We start from the raw sequence: 19006 nt of genomic DNA, 5'->3' as shown, positions 1-19006 counted from the left end.
GATTACGAGGAGGGTCGTGCCATGGCCTTGACGAAGGCCTTCTCGACGTCGGCGGTGGAGAGCACGCCGTAGATCTCGCCGCCGTCCTCGACGACCAGGTACTCGGTGGCGGGGCTGGCCCGCAGGTGGTCGAGGAGGGGCTGGCCGGTGAGTTCGGCGGGGACCTTCATGCCTTCGGTGAGGTCCTGGGCGAGGGCGCTGACGGCGACCCAGGGGCGCCGGTGCTGGGGGACGCCGGCGATGGCGGTCTCGCGGACGATGCCGGTGGGGGCGCCGTGGCCGTCGACGACGACGAGGGCGCGGGCGCCGGCCTCGTTGGCGCGGCGCAGGGCTTCGGAGAGGGGGGTGGCGGACTCGACCGGGACGGCGCGCCGGGTGAGGGTGCGGGCGCGCAGTTCGGGGAGGTGCTCGCGCAGCCGGGCCATGCGCAGGCTGTTGCCGGCGCCGGTCCAGATGATGGCGGCGAGGATCGCGGCGAGGAGGGCGTCGGTGACGGTGGTGAAGCCGGAGATGTCGTCCGTGGAGTTGCCGAGGAGTCCGGTGCGGGTGAGCAGGGGCAGGCCGATGAGGACGGTGACGGCGAGGGCGCGGCCGATCCAGGCGGCGGCGACGGTGCCGGTCATGGCGTTGCCGGTGAGCTTCCACACGACGGCGCGGAGCATGCGGCCGCCGTCGAGGGGGAGGCCGGGGAGCAGGTTGAAGACGGCGACGATCAGGTTGGAGATCATCAGGCCGCCGAGGAGGACGCCGGGGACGGTGCCGGGCTCGACCGCGTAGAGGGAGAGGTAGAAGATCCCGGCGAGGACGAGGGAGAGCAGGGGGCCGACGAAGGCGAGGAGGAACTCGCGGCCGGGGGTCTCGGTCTCCTTCTCGATCTCGGAGACGCCGCCGAAGAACTGGAGCTGGATGCGCCGCACGGGGAGTCGGAAGCGGAGGGCGGCGAGGGTGTGGGCCAGTTCGTGCACGAGTACGGAGGCGTAGAAGGCGATCGCGAAGAACAGCGAGACCAGGTAGCGTGCGGCGCCGAGCTCGGGCAGGACGCGGTCGATCTGGTCGCCGAAGACCCACGTGATGAGGGCGGCGACGAGGAACCAGCTGGGCGCGACGTAGACCGGCACGCCGAAGGGCCGGCCCATGAGGATGCCGCCGCCCGGCTCCTCGGTCCGCTGCGGCTTGGACTCGTCCTGGTTCACGGGTTCCTTTCGTCGCCGAGCTGCTCGGTCCGCGCACTCGGTCACGGTTCGATCATGCAGTGCGACGGGGTCCTGAGTCGATGGTATTCCGCTCGCTGTCAGTGGCGGGTCGTAGGGTCTTCGTCATGAGTACGAGCGAGCAGCCGCCGGCGGAGCCCCGGACGCCCACGTCGTTGTCGCCGTCGCGGGCGAGCGATTTCATGCAGTGTCCTCTGCTGTACCGGTTCCGGGTGATCGACCGGCTGCCGGAGAAGCCGAGTGCGGCGGCGACCCGCGGGACGCTGGTGCACGCGGTGCTCGAGCGGCTTTTCGACGCGCCGGCGGTGGAGCGGACGGCGCCGCGGGCGAAGGCGCTGATTCCCGGCCAGTGGGACCGGCTGCTGGGGGCGCGTCCGGAGCTGGGCGAGCTGTTCGCGGACGATCCGGACGGCGAGCGGCTCGCGGGGTGGCTGACGGAGGCGGAGGCGCTGGTCGAGCGCTGGTTCACGCTGGAGGACCCGACGCGTCTGGAGCCGGCCGAGCGCGAGATGTTCGTGGAGACGGAGCTGGCGTCGGGGCTGCGGCTGCGTGGGGTGATCGACCGGATCGACGTGGCGCCGACGGGCGAGGTGCGGATCGTCGACTACAAGACGGGCAAGGCGCCGCGCCCGGAGTACAGCGAGGGCGCGCTGTTCCAGATGAAGTTCTACGCGCTGGTGATCTGGCGGCTGAAGGACGTGGTGCCGCGTCGGCTGCAGCTGGTCTATCTGGGCAGTGGGGACGTGCTGACGTACGACCCGGTGGAGGCGGATCTGCTGCGGGTGGAGCGCAAGCTGCTGGCGCTGTGGGAGGCGATCCGGCTGGCGACGGAGTCGGGTGACTGGCGGCCGCGGCCGACGAAGCTGTGCGGCTGGTGCGACCACCAGGCGGTCTGTCCGGAGTTCGGGGGCACTCCCCCGGTGTATCCGCTGCCGGTGCTGCCTGCCCGGTCGGGGGTGCCTGGGGCGGCCGGCGAGGAGGGTCAGGGCAGAATGGATGCGGTCCAGCCCGCCCCGTGAAGGAGTTGTCCGTGGCTATCCGCGTCCTACTGGTCGACGACCAGCCCCTGCTGCGTACCGGTTTCCGGATGATCCTGGAGGCCGAGCAGGACATCGCGGTGGTGGGCGAGGCCGGTGACGGTCTCCAGGCGCTGGACCAGGTGCGGGCGCTGCAGCCCGACGTGGTGCTGATGGACATCCGGATGCCGCGGATGGACGGGGTGGAGGCGACCCGGCAGATCACCGGTCCCGGCCGGGACGGGCCGGCGAAGGTGCTGGTGCTGACCACCTTCGACCTCGACGAGTACGTGGTGGAGGCGCTGCGGGCGGGGGCCAGCGGTTTCCTTCTGAAGGACGCTCCGGCGACGGAGCTGGTGCAGGCGATCCGGGTGGTCGCGGCGGGCGAGGCGATGCTGGCCCCGTCGATCACGCGTCGGCTCCTGGACAAGTACTCGGCGCATCTTCCCTCGGGCGAGGAGCAGGTCCCGGACACGCTGAACACGCTGACCGACCGCGAGGTCGAGGTGCTGAAGCTGGTGGCGCGCGGTCTGTCGAACGCGGAGATCGCGGCGGATCTGTTCGTGAGCGAGACGACGGTCAAGACCCATGTGGGCCATGTGCTGACCAAGCTGGGCCTGCGTGACCGGGTGCAGGCGGCGGTGTACGCGTACGAGAGCGGTCTGGTGCGTCCCGGGGCGCAGTAGCGGTACGACGCGGGCGAGGGGCCCGGCACGCCGCGCGCGTGCCGGGCCCCTCGTGTGGCAGGGCGGGTGTCAGCCCTTCTTGATCTCCCAGAAGCGGAAGACGGTGGACGCGTCGAGGGTCCACTCCAGGCCGGTGACGTTGTCGCGGGCGACGGCGTACTGCTTGCCCTGCCACAGCGGGAGCAGCGGCAGCTCGTCCGCGACGAGGTCCTGGACCTTGTTGTAGGTGGACCCGGTCTCGGACCGGTCGGGAGACGCGGCGACGGCCGGCAGCAGCTCGCCGGTGATCACGGCGTTCTCGTAGCGGTTGCCGAGGACGTTGTCGTCGCCGAAGAACGGGGTGGTGAAGTTGTCGGCGTCCGGGTAGTCGGGGACCCAGCCCTTGACGTAGACGCCGTACTTGCCCGCGGCGATGTCCTTCTCGTACTGCTCGTACTCGACGGACTTGGCCTGGGCGTCGAACAGGCCGCTGGCGTTGAGCTGCTCGGCTATCGCCTTGACGTCCGCGTCGGTGGAGGGGCCGTAGCGGCTGGGGGTGGACCAGAGGGTGAGCTTGACCTTGCCGGTGATGCCGGCGGAGCGGAGCGCCTTCTCGGCCTTGGCCCGGTCGGGGCTGCCGTAGGTGTCGAAGAAGGCGGTGTTGTGGCCGGGGATGCCCGCCGGGACGATCGAGTAGAGCGGGGTGGCGGTCGACTTGTGGATGTCCTGGACGATCGCCTCGCGGTCGACGAGGTGGGCGATGGCCTTGCGGACGCCGAGCTTCCCGACGACGGGGTCCTTGACGTTGAACACGAGGTGCTGGACCTCGGCGCTGGTGCCCTGGACGACCTCGATGCCCTTGTCGGCGCTGGTGGAGGTTTCCAGGGTGGCGATCTCGTCGGCGGACAGGCCTCGGTAGGCGACGTCGATCTCGTCGGCGGACAGGGCCTTGGAGAGGGCCTGGCGGTCACCGCCGTAGAGCTTGAGGGTGACGCCGTCGTTGCGCCGCTTGGCGTTGCCCTGGTAGGCGTTGTTGGCGGTGAAGACGGCCTCGGTGTCGCTGAAGGAGTCCAGCTTGTAGGGGCCGGAGCCGACCGCCTTGCCGTCCGTGCGCAGCGCGTCCGCCGGGTACTCGCGGTGGTCGACGATGGAGCCGGCGCCGGAGGCGATCTTGCTCGGGAAGGTGGCGTCGGGGACCTTGAGCTTGAAGACGACGGTCCGCGCGTCGGGGGTCTCGATGCTGTCGATGGCCGACAGCAGCGGCGCGGGGCCCGAGGGGTCGGCGATCTTCAGGGCGCGCTCGAAGGAGAACTTGACGTCCTGTGAGGTGAGCGGGTTGCCGTTGGAGAACTTCAGGCCGTCGCGGAGGGTGCAGGTGTAGACCTTGCTGCCGGACGAGAAGCCGCACTTGTCGGCGGCCTCGGGCTCGGGCTCGGAAGCCCCCTTCGGGAAGCTGAGGAGGGACTGGAAGACGTTGTTGAACAGCAGCCAGGAGCCGGGGTCGTAACCGGCGGCGGGGTCGGTCGCCATGATCTCGTCCGACATGCCGACGCGGACGGTGTTGCCGGTTCCCCCGGAGCCGCCGCCCTGCTCGGTGCCGCAGCCGCTGAGCATCGCTGCCGCGAGCCCCGCCGCGAGCGGGGCCGTCAGCCACTTGTTGTGTGCCTTCACAGAACTTGCCTCTTGATCTCTTGCCAGGCCGGCCGCGCAACGGCTGCGCGGCCGGTACGAACGAAGGGGTCAGGCGGTGCCGCGGCCGAGCTCCCACAGGAGCAGGTCGGAGGAGGTGTTCAGCGCCCACTCGACGCCGGTGACGTCGTCGCGCGCGGCGACGTACTGCTTGCCCTGCCACAGCGGCAGGACCGGGACGTCCTTGGCGACGATCTTCTGGATCTGCTCGAAGACGGGGGTCGCGGCGGTGCGGTCGGCCTCCCGGCGCGACTGCGGGATCAGCCGGTCACGGACGGACTGGTTGACGTAGGGGGTGTTGAGGAAGTTGTCGCTGTCGAGGAACGGAGCGATGTAGTTGTCCGGGTCCGGGTAGTCGGGGAACCAGCCGAGGCCGTAGACGGCGTAGTCGCCGCGCTTCTGGGCCGGGCGGAACTTGGACCACTCGGTGCCCTGGATCCGTACGTCGAAGAGCTCGGTGGAGTTGAGCTGGCCGCGCAGGGCCTCGAACTCCTTGGCGGTCTCGGAGCCGTAGTGGTCGGTCGTGTAGTGCAGGGTGACCTTGACCGGCGTCTTGACGCCCGCGTCGCGCAGGATCTTGGCGGCCTTGGTGCTGTCCGGCTCGCCGTAGGTGTCGATGAACGAGGTGGCGTGGCCGGTGACGCTGGAGGGGATCAGCGAGTACAGCGGCTGTGCGGTGGGGCCGTAGACGTCGTTGACGAGCGCGCCGCGGTCGACCACGGAGGCCATGGCCTGCCGGACGGCCTTGTCCTCGACGGAGGGGGCCTTGGTGTTGAAGGCGAGGTAGCGGATCTCCAGGCCGGGGACCTCGGTGAGCTCGATGCCGTCCTGCGGCTTCTCGGTGAGCTGCTTGATCTGCGGCTGCGACATGGAGCGGGCCATCATGTCGATGTCCTTGCGCTCCAGCGCCGCGTCCATGCTGTCGGCGTCGTCGAAGGGGCGCAGTTCGACGCGGTCGTTGCGCAGGGTGATGTCGCCCTTGTACTTGGCGTTCTTGGTGAAGACGAACTTCGTCACCTTGTCGCCGTCGCGCTCGACCTTCATCGTGTACGGGCCGGAGCCGTCGACGTCGAAGCCCGCGCGGAGCTGCTTGCCGTCGTACTTGTCCTTGCTGAGGATGCCGGCGACGGGGGTGGAGATCTTGTACGGGAAGGTCGCGTCGGGCGTCTTGAGGTGGAAGACCACCTCGCGGTCGCCCTTGGTCTCGACGGTGTCGATGTTCGCCAGCAGGGCGGCGGTGCCGTTGTCGGACTTGATGGCGAGCACGCGCTCGATGGAGAACTTGACGTCCTCGGCGGTGATCGGGGTGCCGTCGGCGAAGGTGAGGCCGTCGCGCAGCTGGCAGCGGTAGCTCTCGCTCAGCTTGTCGGAGAAGCCGCAGCTCTCGGCTGCCTCGGGGACCGGCTGGCCGCCGCCGCGCGGGACGTGCATGAGCGTCTGCACGGTCTGGCGCAGCACGTTCCAGGCGCCGGTGTCGTAGGCGAAGGCCGGGTCGAGCGGGGCGGGGGCGTCCTCGGTGGCGACGAACTGGTCCGTGGTGCCCACGACGATCGCTCTGCTCGCGTCCCCTCCGCCGCAGGCGGAGAGCAGGGGGGTGAGCAGTGCGGCCACGGCCGGCAGCACCAGGGTCTTGCGGTTCATCAGGGACGTTCTCCTCATCCGGCCCCGGGTGACGGCCGGCACTGGGTACAGCGGCATCGTTCACTCCGCCGGCCGCCCGGTCGGGGCGGGGGCGATCGGGCCGGGATGGGGGTGCGATCGGTCCTGCGTGCGCGGCGACTTGGGTGGGCGCCGGGGCACGCGGAAGGTGCGGCGGAGTACTCGCGAAAGATTAGTGGGCGGCGGCGCCGCCGAAGGACCGCGGGGGTGCGTTCGATCACCACACGGTGAGCATGAATGCGGATCGATCGATAACCATGCGTCGGCATGATTCGTGCGTCACTGATCGAAACGGGACACATGGGTGCAGGGAAATCGTCATGTTCCGGACACGCCCTGCCCGGGAATCGCCCCCCGGCAGGCACTCTGCGTGACCAAGGTCACGCAGAGCCCTTTTCGGACATTGAACCTCAAATAAAGCTCAGATCCGGCCCGTGGGAGCCGGCGTGGAGGAGCCCGGGGACGCGATCAGCGTGCGCAGGAAGGGGACGTCGACCTCCTCCAGGGACCGCACGACGACGCGGCCCGCGGAGGGGGCGATCGGCGCGACCGAGGGCACCGCGACGACCCGGCAGCCGGCCGCCTCCGCCGAGGCCACACCGGTCGCCGTGTCCTCGATGACGGCGCAAAGCGCCGGGTCGGCGCCCACCCCGTGCGCGGCGGTCAGATACGGCTCGGGGTGCGGCTTGGTCCGGCCGACCTCGTCGCCCGCCACCGTGAGGGCGAAGCGGTCGCGCCCCAGGGAGTGCAGCACCCGGTCGATGATCCTGCGGTGCGAGGCCGAGACCAGGGCGGCCGGGATGTTGTGCCGGGCCAGCTCGGCGAGCAGCCGCTCGGCGCCCGGCATCAGCGGCACGCCCCGGCCGATGCGCTGCTCGAACTTCTCGTTGAGCAGCACCGTCAGCTCTTCGAGGGTGATGTCGGCACCGGTGGCCTCGATGAGGTAGCCGGCGCTGCGGGTCATCGGGCCGCCGACGACGATCTCCTTCCAGGCGACGTCGAGCCGGTGTCCGAGGTCCGCGAAGACCTCGACCTCCGCGTCCCACCAGAAGCCCTCGGTGTCGACGAGGGTGCCGTCCATGTCGAGGAAGACCGCCTGCAGGGCGGAACGGCCGTCGGCACGGAACAGGGACGCGGGTACCGTACTGGTCATCCGGCACACCTCCATCGACATCGGGGGACGAGAAGGCCGGTCACCCTCCCCGGTACGGGGGTGGGCGACCGGCCTGCACTGGACCGACCAGTGTACGTCTCACTCACACCAGGCGCAGGGATTTACCCCGGCACCTGTCACCGAGCGTTGAAGTACTTCGCCTCCGGGTGATGGATGACGATCGCGTCCGTGGACTGCTCCGGGTGCAGCTGGAACTCCTCGGAGAGGTGCACCCCGATCCGCTCCGGCTGCAGGAGCTCGGCGATCTTCGCCCGGTCCTCTAGGTCCGGGCAGGCGCCGTAGCCCAGCGAGAAGCGCGCACCGCGGTACTTCAGCGCGAACATGTCCTCGACGTCCGCCGGGTCCTCGCCGGCGAAGCCGAGCTCGGCGCGGACCCGGGCGTGCCAGTACTCGGCGAGCGCCTCGGCCAGCTGCACGGACAGGCCGTGCAGTTCGAGGTAGTCGCGGTAGGAGTCGGACGCGAAGAGCTTGGCCGTGGCCTCGCCGATCCGCGAGCCGACGGTGACGACCTGGAGGCCGACGACGTCGGTCTCGCCGGAGTCCTCCGGGCGGAAGAAGTCGGCCAGGCACAGACGCCGGCCGCGGCGCTGGCGCGGGAAGGTGAAGCGGGTGCGCTCGTTGCCGTCGTCGTCGAGGATGATCAGGTCGTCGCCCTTGGAGACACAGGGGAAGTAGCCGTGCACGACGGCCGCCTCCAGCAGGTTCTCCGTGTGCAGGCGCTCCAGCCAGCCGCGCAGCCGCGGCCGGCCCTCGCTCTCCACCAGCTCCTCGTACGTCGGTCCGTCGCCGGCCCGGTTCTGCTTCAGGCCCCACTGGCCCTTGAAGAGCGCGCCCTCGTCGAGCCAGCTCGCGTACTCCTTGAGCTGGATGCCCTTGACCACCCGGGTGCCCCAGAACGGCGGGGTCGGCACCGGGTTGTCGGTGGCGACGTCCGAGCGGCCGCCCGGCTCGGGCTCGTCGATCTGGAGGGTGGCGGCGCCCTTGGCGACCCGGCGCTGCTTGAGCTCGGGCAGGGCGGCGCCGGGCACGCCGCGCTTGACCGCGATCAGGGCGTCCATCAGGCGCAGGCCCTCGAAGGCGTCGCGGGCGTAGCGGACCTCGCCCTGGTAGACCTCGTGCAGGTCCTGCTCGACATAGGCCCGGGTGAGGGCCGCGCCGCCGAGGATCACCGGGTACTTGGCCGCCAGCTCGCGCTGGTTCAGCTCCTCCAGGTTCTCCTTCATGATCACCGTGGACTTGACCAGCAGTCCGGACATCCCGATGACGTCGGCGCCGTGCTCCTCGGCGGCCTCCAGGATCGCGGAGACCGGCTGCTTGATGCCCAGGTTGACGACGTTGTAGCCGTTGTTGGAGAGGATGATGTCGACGAGGTTCTTGCCGATGTCGTGGACGTCGCCGCGGACGGTGGCCAGCACGATCGTGCCCTTGCCCTCCGCGTCCGACTTCTCCATGTGCGGCTCCAGATAGGCCACCGCGTTCTTCATGACCTCGGCGGACTGGAGCACGAACGGCAGCTGCATCTGCCCGGATCCGAAGAGCTCGCCGACGACCTTCATGCCGTCCAGCAGCGTCTCGTTGACGATGTCGAGGGCGGGCCGGTCGGCCAGGGCCGCGTCGAGGTCGGCCTCCAGGCCGTTCTTCTCGCCGTCGATGATCCGGCGCTTGAGGCGCTCCTCCAGCGGCAGTGCCAGCAGTTCCTCGGCCTTGCCGGCCTTGAGGGACTTGGTGGTGGCGCCCTCGAAGAGCGCCATCAGCTTCTGCAGCGGGTCGTAGCCCTCGGTGCGCCGGTCGTAGATCAGGTCGAGGGCGGTGGTGACCTGCTCCTCGTCGAAGCGGGCGATCGGCAGGATCTTCGACGCGTGCACGATCGCCGAGTCCAGGCCGGCCTTGACGCACTCGTCGAGGAAGACCGAGTTCAGCAGGATGCGGGCGGCCGGGTTGAGGCCGAAGGAGATGTTGGACAGGCCCAGCGTGGTCTGGACGTCCGGGTGGCGCCGCTTCAGCTCGCGGATGGCCTCGATGGTGGCGATGCCGTCCTTGCGGGACTCCTCCTGACCGGTGCAGATGGTGAAGGTCAGGGTGTCGATCAGGATGTCCGACTCGTTGATCCCCCAGTTGCCGGTGAGGTCGGCGATCAGCCGCTCGGCGATGGCGACCTTGTTCTCGACGGTACGGGCCTGGCCCTCCTCGTCGATGGTCAGGGCGATCAGCGCGGCGCCGTGCTCCTGGGCCAGTCGGGTGACCTTGGCGAAGCGGGACTCGGGTCCGTCGCCGTCCTCGTAGTTGACCGAGTTGATGACGGCACGCCCGCCCAGCTTCTCCAGGCCGGCCCGGATGACCTCGACCTCGGTGGAGTCGAGCACGATCGGCAGGGTGGAGGCGGTCGCGAAGCGCCCCGCCAGCTCGGCCATGTCGGCGACGCCGTCGCGGCCCACGTAGTCCACGCACAGGTCGAGCATGTGCGCGCCCTCGCGGATCTGGTCCCGGGCCATCTCCACGCAGTCGTCCCAGCGGCCCTCCAGCATGGCCTCGCGGAACTTCTTCGAACCGTTGGCGTTGGTGCGCTCGCCGATCGCCATGTACGAGGTGTCCTGGCGGAACGGGACGGTCTGGTAGAGCGAGGCGGCGCCCGGCTCGGGGCGCGGCTCGCGGACCGGCGGGACGAGCCCGCGGACCCGCTCGACGACCTGGCGCAGGTGCTCGGGGGTGGTGCCGCAGCAGCCGCCGACCAGGTTGAGGCCGTACTCGCCGACGAAGGTCTCGTGGGCGTCGGCCAGCTCGGCGGGCGACAGCGGGTAGTAGGCGCCGTCCTTGGTCAGGACGGGGAGGCCGGCGTTGGGCATGCAGGAGAGGGCGATGCCGGAGTGCCGGGCGAGGTAGCGCAGGTGCTCGCTCATCTCGGCCGGGCCGGTGGCGCAGTTCATGCCGATCATGTCGATGCCGAGCGGCTCCAGCGCGGTGAGCGCGGCGCCGATCTCGGAGCCGAGCAGCATGGTGCCCGTCGTCTCGACGGTGACCGAGGTGATCAGCGGGACCGTGTAGCCGGCGGTCTCCATGGCGCGGTGGGCGGCGATGATCGCGGCCTTGGTCTGCAGCAGGTCCTGGGTGGTCTCCACCAGGAGGGCGTCGGCGCCGCCGGAGAGGAGGCCCTCGGCGTTCTGCTGGTAGGCGTCGCGGATGGTGCCGTAGTCGACGTGTCCGAGGGTGGGCAGCTTGGTGCCGGGGCCCATGGAGCCGAGGACCCAGCGCTGCTGACCGGTCTGCTGGGTGTACGCGTCGGCGGCCTCGCGGGCGATCCTGGCGCCGGCCTCGGAGAGCTCGTGGATGCGGTGGGCGATGTCGTACTCGCCGAGCGCGGAGAAGTTGCAGTTGAAGGTGTTGGTGCCGACGCAGTCGGTGCCGACCTCGAGGTAGGCGTCGTGGACCGAGCGGACGATGTCCGGACGGGAGACGTTGAGGATCTCGTTACAGCCCTCGAGCTGCTGGAAGTCCTCGAGGGAAGGGTCCTGGGCCTGGAGCATGGTGCCCATCGCGCCGTCGGAGACGACGACCCGGGAGGCGAAGGCCTCGCGAAGTGCGTCGGCCCGCTGGGCGGGGGTCGCGGCTGCGGCGGAAGGGGTCGGCGACGAGGCCATGGAAGAAGTCTCCCTCGGGTGCGACGGCTGTCGGCTTTGCGCCCCCCGGTGGAGAGCGCACGGGGTCAGACTAACCGCGCGGACGCCGGGGTGGACATCGGGTTTCACAAGGTGGACTGCATCCTGTGTGCGAGGACTCCCGGTCGACCCCTCTCGTGCACGACACTGTCTTGTGTGACACAAGGTCGGCATCGACCGATAGTGTTCAGCATTGTCGAACAGCATGTGAGGAGAAGGGCCGGGCGATGGCGAAGAACATCCAGTCGCTTGAACGGGCGGCGGCGATGCTGCGACTGCTCGCGGGCGGCGAGCGCCGGCTCGGCCTGTCCGACATCGCCTCCTCCCTGGGGCTCGCCAAGGGGACGGCGCACGGCATCCTGCGCACCCTGCAGGCCGAGGGCTTCGTGGAGCAGGACCCGGCCTCGGGCCGCTACCAGCTGGGGGCGGAGCTGCTGCGCCTGGGCAACAGCTATCTCGACGTGCACGAGCTGCGCGCGCGGGCCCTCGTGTGGACGGACGACCTGGCCCGCTCCAGCGGGGAGAGCGTCCACCTCGGGGTGCTGCACCAGTCGGGCGTGCTCATCGTCCACCACGTCTTCCGGCCCGACGACAGCCGGCAGGTGCTGGAGGTGGGAGCCATGCAGCCCCTGCACTCCACGGCCCTGGGCAAGGTGCTGTCGGCCTACGACCCGGTGGCGCACAGCGAGGCGGTGGAGGTCTCCCGGGAGCCCTTCACGCCCCGTACCGTCACCGACCTGCAGGGCTTCGAGTCCCTGCTCGACCTGACCCGGGCGCGCGGCTGGGCGGCCGACGTGGAGGAGACCTGGGAGGGCGTGGCCTCGGTGGCGGCGCCGATCCACGACCGGCGCCGGATGCCGGTGGGCGCGGTGGCCATCACGGGCGCGGTGGAGCGGGTGTGCGCCGAGGGCGAGCTGCGCTCCGAACTGGTGGCGGCGGTGCGGGACTGCGCCCGGGCGGTCTCCAGGGACCTCGGAGCGGGCCGCTTCTAGGCCCCATCCAGGCCGCTCCCGGGGCCGCCTCGGGGCCTCGCGGCAACGAGTGGCCCACCTGCGCCCGAACACGACTGAACCCGTCGGTAACGATCGCGTTATCGGCGGGTTTTTCGCACCCGCAACCCTTGACGCGCTGTTAACCGTGGCGCAAAACTTCCGTTCATCGGTCGGCATTGTCGAACAGCTACCGGCAATACGCGCTAAGGTGTGACAGTGCCAAGGGCCGGCAACGCCCTCACCCCCGAGGGCGCGGACCACCGGAGGGACCCGGGGTCCGCCTTCCCCTGGACGAAGGACAAAGGAGTCGCGGGTGTCCAGCTCCGACATCTTCATCGGCGAGACCATCGGTACCGCCGTACTCATTCTGCTCGGCGGTGGTGTCTGCGCCGCCGTGACGCTCAAGAGCTCCAAGGCCCGCGGGGCCGGCTGGCTCGCGATCACCTTCGGGTGGGGCTTCGCCGTCATGACGGCGGTGTACATGACCGCTTCCCTCTCCGGGGCCCATCTGAACCCCGCGGTGACGATCGGTATCGCGATCAAGGACGGCGACTGGAGCAACGTGCCGGTCTACATCGCCGGCCAGATGCTCGGCGCGATGATCGGCGCGGCGCTGGTCTGGGTGGCCTACTACGGCCAGTTCCAGGCGCACCTCACGGACGAGTCCGTCATCTCGACCCCGCACGAGGAGGGCATGGTCGACCAGAAGGCCGCCCCCGGCGCCGGTCCGGTGCTCGGCATCTTCTCGACCGGCCCGGAGATCCGTAACACCTGGCAGAACCTGGCCACCGAGATCATCGGCACCGTCGTGCTCGTCCTCGCCGTGCTCACCCAGGGCCTCAACGACAGCGGCAAGGGCCTCGGCGTCATCGGCGCCCTCATCACGGCCTTCGTCGTCGTCTCCATCGGCCTCTCGCTCGGCGGCCCGACCGGCTACGCGATCAACCCCGCGCGTGACCTCGGCCCGCGCATCGTGCACGCCCTGCTCCCGCTCCCGAACAAGGGCGGCTCCGACTGGAGCTACGCCTGGATCCCCGTCGTCGGTCCGCTGATCGGTGGAGCCATCGCCGCGGGTATCTACAACATCGCGTTCGCCTGAGCCGTCCTTCTTCCAGACCTCCCTTGGAGTACACCGTGACCGACGCACACACCTCCGGCCCGTTCATCGCGGCCATCGACCAGGGCACCACCTCGTCCCGCTGCATCGTCTTCGACAAGGACGGCCGGATCGTCTCCGTCGACCAGAAGGAGCACGAGCAGATCTTCCCGAAGCCGGGCTGGGTCGAGCACGACGCCACCGAGATCTGGGCGAACGTCCAGGAGGTCGTCGCCGGTGCGATCGCCAAGGCGGGCATCACCTCCGCCGACGTCAAGGCGATCGGCATCACCAACCAGCGCGAGACCACGCTGATGTGGGACAAGAACACCGGTGAGCCGGTCCACAACGCCCTCGTCTGGCAGGACACCCGCACCGACGCCCTGTGCAAGGAGCTCGGCCGCAACGTCGGCCAGGACCGCTTCCGCCGCGAGACCGGCCTGCCGCTGGCCTCGTACTTCTCCGGCCCCAAGGTCCGCTGGCTGCTGGACAACGTCGAGGGCCTGCGCGAGCGCGCCGAGCGCGGCGAGATCCTCTTCGGCACCATGGACTCCTGGGTCATCTGGAACCTGACCGGCGGCGTCGAGGGCGGCGTCCACGTCACCGACGTCACCAACGCCTCGCGCACCCTCCTGATGAACCTGCACGAGATGGCCTGGGACGAGCGCATCCTCGCCTCGATCGACATCCCCGCCGCCGTGCTCCCCGAGATCCGCTCCTCCGCCGAGGTGTACGGCACGGTCAAGGGCGGCGTCCTCGACGGCGTCCCGGTCGCCTCCGCGCTCGGCGACCAGCAGGCCGCCCTGTTCGGCCAGACCTGTTTCGCCGAGGGCGAGGCCAAGTCCACGTACGGCACCGGCACGTTCATGCTGATGAACACCGGCGACAAGATCATCAACTCCTACAGCGGCCTGCTGACCACGGTCGGCTACCAGATCGGCGACGAGAAGCCGGTCTACGCCCTGGAGGGCTCGATCGCCGTCACCGGCTCGCTGGTGCAGTGGATGCGCGACCAGATGGGCCTCATCAAGTCCGCCGCGGAGATCGAGACCCTGGCCTCCTCCGTCGAGGACAACGGCGGCGCCTACTTCGTCCCGGCCTTCTCCGGTCTGTTCGCCCCGTACTGGCGCTCCGACGCCCGCGGCGTGATCGCCGGCCTCACCCGGTACGTCACCAAGGCGCACATCGCCCGCGCCGTCCTCGAGGCCACCGCCTGGCAGACCCGCGAGATCACCGACGCCATGACCAAGGACTCGGGCGTCGAGCTGACCGCGCTCAAGGTCGACGGCGGCATGACCTCCAACAACCTGCTGATGCAGACCCTCTCGGACTTCCTGGACGCCCCCGTCGTGCGCCCGATGGTCGCCGAGACCACCTGCCTCGGCGCCGCCTACGCCGCCGGTCTGGCCGTCGGCTTCTGGCCCGACACCGACGCCCTGCGCTCCAACTGGCGCCGGGCCGCCGAGTGGACCCCTCGCATGGACGCCGACAAGCGCGACAGCGAGTACAAGAACTGGCTCAAGGCCGTCGAGCGCTCCATGGGCTGGCTCGAAGCAGAAGAGAACTGACGAGGAGTAATTCGCGATGACCACCCTGCAGAGCCTCCCCTCCCTGGGGACGCACCCGGCCGCCGGTTCGCTTCCGACCCGCGCCGAGACCAGAGAGCAGCTGTCCAAGGCGACGTACGACCTCCTGGTGATCGGCGGCGGCATCCTGGGCATCTCCACCGCCTGGCACGCCGCGCAGTCCGGGCTGCGGGTGGCCCTGGTGGACGCCGGCGACTTCGCCGGCGCCACCTCCTCCGCCTCCTCCAAGCTCCTCCACGGCGGTCTGCGCTACCTGCAGACCGGCGCGGTGAAGCTGGTCGCGGAGAACCACTTCGAGCGGCGGGCGGTCTCCCGGCAGGTGGCCCCCCACCTGTCCAACCCGCTCACCTTCTACCTGCCCGTCTACAAGGGCGGCCCGCACGGCGCGGCCAAGCTCGGCGCCGGTGTCTTCGCCTACAGCGCCCTGTCCGCCTTCGGCGACGGCGTCGGGCACCTGCTCAGCCCGGCCAAGGCCGCCCAGGACGTGCCGGAGCTGCGCACGGACAACCTCAAGGCCGTCGCCGTCTACGGCGACGACCAGATGAACGACTCCCGCATGGCCCTGATGACGGTCCGCGCCGCGGTCGACGCCGGCGCGGTCGTCCTCAACCACGCCGAGGTCACCGGCCTGCGCTTCACCAAGGGCCGGGTCACCGGCGCCGAGCTGAAGGACCGGCTCGACGGCGAGGAGTTCGGCGTCAGCGCCCGCCTGGTCCTGAACGCCACCGGCCCGTGGGTGGACCACCTGCGCAAGATGGAGGACCCCAACGCGGCCCCCTCCATCCGCCTCTCCAAGGGCGCGCACCTGGTCCTCAAGCGCACCGCCCCCTGGAAGGCGGCGCTGGCCACCCCGATCGACAAGTACCGGATCACCTTCGCCCTCCCGTGGGAGGACATGCTGCTGCTCGGCACCACCGACGAGGAGTACGAGGGCGACCCGGGCGAGGTCGCGGTCAACGACAAGGACATCGCCCAGATCCTGGACGAGGCCGCCTTCTCCATCCGCGACCAGCAGCTCGACCGCTCCCTGATCACCTACGCCTTCGCCGGTCTGCGGGTGCTCCCGGGCGGTCCCGGCGACACCTCCAAGGCGAAGCGCGAGACGGTCGTCACCGAGGGCCGCGGCGGCATGCTGTCGGTGGCCGGCGGCAAGTGGACCACCTTCCGCCACATCGGCCGCACCATCATGAAGAAGCTGGAGTCGCTGCCCGGGCACCCGCTGGGCGACGACTACGAGCCGGTGTCGGCGCTGCCGAAGCGGCTGCCGCTGCCCGGCATCGCCAACCCGAACGCCGTCACCCACCGCCTGATGGTGGACGGCCCGGCGCCCGGCCCGCGGATGTCCGCCGACACCGCCCGGCACCTGGCGACGCACTACGGCTCCCTCTCCTTCGACATCGCCCGCATGGCGAACGAGAACCCGGCGCTCGCCGAGCGCATCCACCCGGACGCGCCGGAGATCTGGGCGCAGGTCGCCTACGCCCGCGACCACGAGTGGGCCGAGACCGCGGACGACGTGCTGCGCCGCCGCACCACGCTGACCATCCGCGGCCTCGCCACGGACGAGATCCGCGGCAAGGTCGAGGACATGCTGCGGGGCGAGTGACCCTCGCGGAGCGGCACCGGTAGCGGCAGTCGGTAAGGGGCGGTCTCCCAGGGAGACCGCCTCTTACCCGTACCCGCGTGCCCGCCATACTGCCGCCATACCGCCGCAACACCGGGCGCGCAGAGTTGAACCATGAAGTTTCAGGTGCTCTCCCTCATCGGCCATGCCCCGCACCCCCTCACCGGCGAACTCGACCCCGCCGCCGCCCGGTTGGAGCAGGTCCTGACGGTCGGCGAGGCCGCCGAGCGGCTCGGCTTCGACGCGTACTCCATCGGCGAGCGGCACGCCGGCCCCTTCCTCTCCTCCAGCCCCTCCGTCGTGCTCGGCGCGCTGGCGGCCCGGACCTCCCGGATCCGGCTCCTGACCGGCGTCACCGTCGTCGCGATCCTGGACCCGGTCCGGGTCGCCGAGGACTACGCGACGCTCGACCTGCTCTCCCGCGGCCGGATCGAACTCGTCGTCGGCAAGGGCGCGGAGGCCGGCCACTTCGACCTCTTCGGCCTGGACGAGGAGCGCCAGTGGGACCTGCAGAAGGAGAAGTACGAGCTGCTGCGCAGGCTCTGGACGGAGGAAGGGGTGGACTGGGAGGGCGAGTTCCGTCCCCCGCTGAGGAACGTGACCACCGTCCCCCGCCCGTACGCCGGGGCGCCCCGCGTCTGGCACGGCTCGGCGACCAGCCTGAACTCCCCCGAGCTGGCGGCGAAGCACGGCGACCCGCTGTTCACGGCCAACGCCATCCAGCCGCGCGAGGCGTACGCGAAGCTCATCGCCCACTACCGCGAGCGGTTCGAGGAGTACGGGCACGATCCGAAGGACGCGCGCGTGGCGGCGGGCTCCGGCGGGCTGCTCATCGCCGACAGCCCCGAGCAGGCGGTCACCCGCTACAAGGAGCTGTACGAGGCGCGGGTGCGGCAGAGCTTCCGGCCGCATCTGGAGGGCAAGGCCGGGTACAACACCCCGTTCCGCACGATCGAGGACGCCATCGCGGGCGGCCCGCAGCTGATCGGCTCCCCGCAGCAGATCATCGACAAGATCCTCGGCTATCACGAGGTGTACGGCCACGACCTGCAGTCCATCACGGTGGACGCGTTCGGGCAGTCCACGGCGGAGCAGATCGAGACCCTGGAGCGGTTCGCCGAGGAGATCGCGCCGGTGGTGCGCAAGGAGGCGCCGAGCACGCTCTGGGAGGAGTGAGGGGGTACGCGTGCCGACGTGGGTTCCTGGGTAGTCGATCAAGGCCGGATCGGCTTTCGGGCGGGTCCGAGGGCTGCGGGCGGGCCGCCGGAAAGCCGTAAGGTTGGTCCGTACGACAGGAACTTCGACGAAGGAGGCGCTGGGTGATCGAGCTCGAGGGGGTTCCCGAGCTGATCGACCCGGTCATGGTGGCCGCGTTCGAGGGGTGGAACGACGCCGGTGACGCCGCCTCGGCGGCGGTCGCCCATCTGGACCGGGAGTGGAAGGGCGAGGTGTTCGCGGCGCTGGACGCCGAGGACTACTACGACTTCCAGGTGAACCGGCCCACGGTGTGGCTGGACAACGGCGTCCGGAAGATCACCTGGCCCACGACCCGGCTCTCCGTGGTGCGGATCGGCGGTGACAAGCCGCGGGACCTGGTCCTGGTGCGCGGGATCGAGCCGTCGATGCGCTGGCGTTCGTTCTGCAACGAGCTCCTGGGCTTCGCCCATGAGCTGGGCGTGGAGATGGTGGTGATCCTGGGCGCGCTGCTCGGCGACACCCCGCACACACGTCCGGTTCCGGTCAGCGGGGTCACCTCCGACCCCGATCTGGCGCGGACGATGGATCTGGAGGAGACCCGCTACGAGGGCCCGACGGGGATCGTGGGCATCCTCCAGGAGGCGTGCACCCACGCCGGGGTGCCGGCGGTGAGCCTGTGGGCGGCGGTGCCGCACTACGTGTCGCAGCCGCCGAACCCGAAGGCGACGCTGGCCCTCCTGAACCGCCTGGAGGACCTGATCGACCTGCGCATCCCGCTGGGCGAGCTGCCCGAGGACGCGCGGGCCTGGCAGCTGGGCGTGGACCAACTGGCCGCCGAGGACAGCGAGGTGGCCGAGTACGTCCAGACCCTGGAGGAGGCGCGGGACACGGCCGAGCTGCCGGAGGCCTCCGGCGAGGCCATCGCCCGCGAGTTCGAGCGCTATCTGCGGCGCCGCGAGCCGGGCGCGCCCGGTCCGGGCGTCGCGACGGAGGGCGGCGACGCGCCGTACCTGCGGGACGGACCCAGCGACCGGACCCGCCCGCCGAAGCCGCAGCAGCCGGGCCCGGAGGCGGTGCCGGGCGCCGAGCCCCCCGCCGACCGCGGCGAGGGCGACGACGGGGCCGGTGCCGACGGCGGGACCGAGGACCCGGACGGCTCCGGGGAGTGAGCGGATCCACGGGAGGGGCGGCGCGGCCGCCCCTCCCGTGGATTCGTGCCCGATGGCGATGCCCTCGGGTCGGAAGCCGTCGGGCAGCGCGAGGGCGGTGGGTAAGGTCCCCGGGTCCCGGCCGCTGGGCGGTCCCGCCGAGCGGCCCGAGGAGAGCCGCCGCGCTACCGGCCGCGGCGGCTCCCGGGAGACTTCTTCGTGCGAAGGAACGTTGCACGGGGCGAGGCATGGAGCGCCCTTTCGTACCGTTGTCCGAACGGGCGCTCCCACCCCAT

13 protein-coding genes are annotated in these 19006 nt (G+C 70.5%); 8 read left to right on the top strand and 5 right to left on the bottom strand.

The window, feature by feature from the left end; translation table 11 throughout:
• Positions 1–2: 2 nt before the first annotated feature.
• On the bottom strand, positions 3–1136 hold the full coding sequence (locus ACH414_RS24930) for a site-2 protease family protein (protein WP_382546616.1): 1134 nt from the start codon (positions 1134–1136) through the stop codon (positions 3–5).
• Between the two features lie 182 nt (positions 1137–1318).
• On the opposite strand from ACH414_RS24930, the gene ACH414_RS24925 reads away from it, so the two are divergent.
• A complete protein-coding gene (locus tag ACH414_RS24925) occupies positions 1319–2230 on the top strand; it encodes a RecB family exonuclease (protein ID WP_382546193.1) in 912 nt (303 codons plus the stop codon).
• Positions 2231–2241: 11 nt separating this feature from the next.
• Positions 2242–2913, top strand: coding sequence for a response regulator transcription factor (locus ACH414_RS24920; RefSeq protein ID WP_132914643.1), 672 nt, complete (start codon positions 2242–2244; stop codon positions 2911–2913).
• Between the two features lie 69 nt (positions 2914–2982).
• On the opposite strand, the gene ACH414_RS24915 is transcribed toward ACH414_RS24920, so the two are convergent.
• The 4 genes from ACH414_RS24915 to metH form a co-directional block, all read right to left on the bottom strand.
• Positions 2983–4563, bottom strand: a complete 1581-nt coding sequence (locus ACH414_RS24915) for an ABC transporter substrate-binding protein (protein WP_391769913.1) — start codon at positions 4561–4563, stop codon at positions 2983–2985.
• Positions 4564–4632: 69 nt separating this feature from the next.
• Entirely contained in the window at positions 4633–6222 is a 1590-nt protein-coding gene (locus ACH414_RS24910; protein ID WP_398943394.1) for an ABC transporter substrate-binding protein, read from the bottom strand.
• Between the two features lie 439 nt (positions 6223–6661).
• Positions 6662–7393, bottom strand: a complete 732-nt coding sequence (locus tag ACH414_RS24905; protein WP_382546202.1) for an HAD family hydrolase — start codon at positions 7391–7393, stop codon at positions 6662–6664.
• Positions 7394–7530: 137 nt separating this feature from the next.
• Positions 7531–11049: a methionine synthase gene (gene metH / locus ACH414_RS24900; protein ID WP_398943392.1), complete on the bottom strand. Its 3519-nt coding sequence runs from the start codon at positions 11047–11049 to the stop codon at positions 7531–7533.
• A gap of 245 nt (positions 11050–11294) precedes the next feature.
• Here metH and ACH414_RS24895 point away from each other — a divergent pair, with 245 nt between their 5' ends.
• The 6 genes from ACH414_RS24895 (at position 11295) to ACH414_RS24870 (ending at position 18731) form a co-directional block, all read left to right on the top strand.
• On the top strand, positions 11295–12059 hold the full coding sequence (locus tag ACH414_RS24895; RefSeq protein ID WP_382546207.1) for an IclR family transcriptional regulator: 765 nt from the start codon (positions 11295–11297) through the stop codon (positions 12057–12059).
• A gap of 313 nt (positions 12060–12372) precedes the next feature.
• The gene (locus ACH414_RS24890) at positions 12373–13158 is read left to right on the top strand and encodes an MIP/aquaporin family protein (RefSeq protein WP_386566459.1); all 786 of its coding nucleotides are present in this window, start codon (positions 12373–12375) and stop codon (positions 13156–13158) included.
• Between the two features lie 35 nt (positions 13159–13193).
• Positions 13194–14723, top strand: a complete 1530-nt coding sequence (gene glpK, locus ACH414_RS24885) for a glycerol kinase GlpK (protein ID WP_382546213.1) — start codon at positions 13194–13196, stop codon at positions 14721–14723.
• 16 nt (positions 14724–14739) lie between these two features.
• A complete protein-coding gene (locus ACH414_RS24880; protein ID WP_382546216.1) occupies positions 14740–16347 on the top strand; it encodes an FAD-dependent oxidoreductase in 1608 nt (535 codons plus the stop codon).
• Between the two features lie 132 nt (positions 16348–16479).
• Positions 16480–17541, top strand: coding sequence for an LLM class flavin-dependent oxidoreductase (locus ACH414_RS24875; protein WP_382546219.1), 1062 nt, complete (start codon positions 16480–16482; stop codon positions 17539–17541).
• 143 nt (positions 17542–17684) lie between these two features.
• On the top strand, positions 17685–18731 hold the full coding sequence (locus ACH414_RS24870) for a PAC2 family protein (RefSeq protein WP_382546222.1): 1047 nt from the start codon (positions 17685–17687) through the stop codon (positions 18729–18731).
• Positions 18732–19006 lie beyond the last annotated feature (275 nt).

Source organism: Streptomyces sp. NPDC020422, from assembly GCF_044386705.1.
In the GTDB taxonomy this organism is placed as follows: Bacteria; Actinomycetota; Actinomycetes; order Streptomycetales; family Streptomycetaceae; genus Streptomyces.
This window is presented reverse-complemented; position numbering and strand designations above follow the sequence as displayed.